We start from the raw sequence: 3005 nt of genomic DNA on the forward strand, positions 1-3005 counted from the left end.
GTGTGTTGGAGGGTGTGGGTGTGGAGGGTGTGGTGGTGGGGACTCTGCGTCGGGGTGAGGGGGGTTGGGGTCGGGTTCTGCGTTCGGTGGGGGAGTTGTGGGCCGCGGGCGTCGACATCGACTGGAACGCGGTTGTACCCCCTCTCGACGGTGCGGGCGGCACGGGCGTGCCGGACCTGCCGACGTACCCCTTCCAGCGCCGGCGCTACTGGCTGGACGACCCCGGCGGGAGCGCGGACGTGGCCTCCCTCGGTCTGATGGCCACCGGGCACCCGCTGGTGGGCGCCGCGGTGGAGCTCGCCGACGACCAGGGCGTCACCTTCTCCGGCAGACTCGGCATCGGCACCCTGCCCTGGCTCGCCGACCACGCCATCGAGGGCACCCCGCTGTTCCCCGGCACCGGCTTCGTGGAACTGGCCATCCGCGTCGGCGACCAGCTGGCCCTGCCCCACCTGGAGGAACTCACCCTCACCACCCCGCTGGTCCTGCCGGCGCGGGGCGCGGTGACGCTCCAGGTGCACGTGCACGCCCCCACCGGGGACCACGCGGACCGGCGGGAGTTCAGCGTCCACTCCCGTCCGGCCGACGCGACACCCGGGGATCCCTGGACCCGGCACGCCACCGGCAGCCTGCGCGCGGCGCGGCCCGGCCGCGCGACCGGCCTCGCCGACTGGCCGCCGGCCGGCGCCGAGGCGCTGGACATCCAGGAGGTCTACCCCCGCCTCGCGGACGCCGGTCTCGCCTACGGTCCGGCGTTCCGCGGCCTGACCAGGGCCTGGCGCCGTGGCGACGAGGTCTGGGCGGAGGTGGCCCTGCCCACCGAAGTGCGGGATCAGGCCGCACGCTTCGGCCTCCACCCGGCACTGCTGGACTCCGCCCTGCACGCGGTCGGCCTGGCCGACCGCGCCGAGCAGCAAGCCGAACTCCCCTTCTCCTTCCGGGGCGTGGAACTGCACGCCACCCAGGCCACCGCCCTGCGGGTCGCCGTACGGCGGACCGGGCCCGACACCGTCGCACTGGAGCTGGCCGACACCGGTGGCGCCCCGGTCGCCTCGGTGGACGCGCTGACGGTGCGTCCGCTCGCCGACGGTGGTCTCGACGGCACCGGCGACATCCGGCGTGAGGCGCTCTTCCACCTGACATGGACCACCGTCGACGCCCCGCCGCCCGCAGCCGCGGCCCGGTGGGCCGTGGTGGCCCCCGGCGACCACGGCGACGACGGCGACCACGCGGAGACGCTCGTCACCTCCGTCATCGGGGCCACCGGCGCCGTGCGGGTGGCGTCACCGGCCGACGCGGCCGACGCCGACGTCGTCGTCCTGCCCTGCCCCGGCGGTACGGACCCGGCCGCCGTGCACCGCGCCACCGCCCACGTCCTCGACGCGCTCCAGTGCCGGCTCGCCGACGACCGGCCCACCGGGGCCACCCTCCTGGTCCTCACCTCGGGCGCCACCGACGGCAGTGACCTGGCGGCCGCCGCCGTCCAGGGACTGGTGCGTGCCGCCCAGGCCGAGCACCCGGGCCTGTTCCTGCTGGCCGACGTGGACGACGACCCCGCCTCCCCGCGGGCACTGGCCGGCGCCCACGCGCTCGGCGAACCCGAGACGGCTCTGCGCGCCGGAGCCGTGCACCTGCCCCGGCTCGTCCGGACCCGCCCGCCGGCCCCGGAGACCACCACCCCTCGGACCGCCGAGGCGGACGGCGGCACCGGCGACGGCCTGTCGGGCACGGGCTGGGACCCGGAAGGCACGGTGGTGATCACCGGCGCCGGCGGCACCCTCGGCGGCATCGTCGCCCGCCACCTGGTCGCCCGCCACGGCGTACGGCACCTGCTGCTGCTCAGCCGCAGCGGCCAGGCGGCCGACGGACTGGACGGCGCGGAGGTCACGGCGGTCGCCTGCGACACCGCCGACCGGGAGGCGCTCGCCGCCGCCCTGGCCGCCGTGCCCGAGGACCACCCGGTCACCGCGGTGGTGCACGCCGCGGGAGTACTGGACGACGCCACCATCACCTCGCTCACCCCCGAGCGCCTGGCGACCGCACTCCGGCCCAAGGCCGACGCCGCCTGGCACCTGCACGAGCTGACCGCCGACCGGCAGCTCACGCACTTCGTGCTCTTCTCCTCCTTCGCCGGGCTCACCGGCAGCCCGGGGCAGGGGAACTACAGCGCCGCCAACGCCGCGCTCGACGCCCTCGCCCTGCACCGCCGCGCGCGGGGCCTGCCGGCCCACGCCCTCGCCTGGGGACTGTGGGACCGGGCCAGCGGCATGACCGGTCACCTCGACGCCGCCGACCGCGAGCGGATCGCCCGGGACGGCGTGGTCGCCCTCACCGCAGAGGAGGGCGTGGCACTCTTCGACGCCGCCCTCGCCCAACCGCATGCGCTGGTCGCCCCGGTCCGTCTCGCGCTGGCCGGCCTGCGGGCCCAGGGCGCCGTCGTCCCCGCCGTCCTCCGCGGCCTCGTGCCGGCCCCGGCCGCACGGCGCGGGATCGCCGGCGCCGGCGCGACCGACTCCCTGCGCGCTGAACTCGCCGCGCTCTCCGCCGACGCGCGCGAGGAACGGCTGCTGGCACTCGTCCGGACCCAGGCCGCGTCCGTCCTCGGCCACGGCAGCGCGGAGGCGATCGAACCGCATCGCGCCTTCCGGGAGTGCGGCTTCGACTCGCTGACCGCGGTGGAACTGCGCAACCGGATCGGCGCTGCCACCCATCTGCGGCTGCCCGCCACCCTCGTCTTCGACCATCCCTCGCCCGCCGCCCTCGCCCGCTTCCTCGGCGGCGAACTCGTCGACGGTGCCGCGGACTCGCCGTCCCTCCCCGCCACCGTGGGAGCCACCACCGACGAGCCGATCGCCATCGTGGCGATGAGCTGCCGTTATCCGGGTGGGGTGCGGTCGCCGGAGGATCTGTGGGAGCTGGTCGCGGGCGGGGTGGACGCGATCGGCGGGTTCCCGGACGACCGGGGGTGGGACGTGGAGGGGATCTACGACCCGGAGCCGGGGGTC

At 76.7% G+C, this 3005-nt stretch carries 1 protein-coding gene; it reads left to right on the plus strand.

Features of this window, described 5'->3' with window-relative positions; genetic code table 11:
* Positions 1 to 86: 86 nt before the first annotated feature.
* A partial coding sequence (locus RM812_RS41205; protein WP_311586014.1) for a type I polyketide synthase occupies positions 87 to 3005 on the plus strand: 2919 nt, incomplete at its 3' end.

The organism is Streptomyces lancefieldiae (genome assembly GCF_031845825.1).
GTDB lineage: Bacteria > Actinomycetota > Actinomycetes > Streptomycetales > Streptomycetaceae > Streptomyces > Streptomyces lancefieldiae.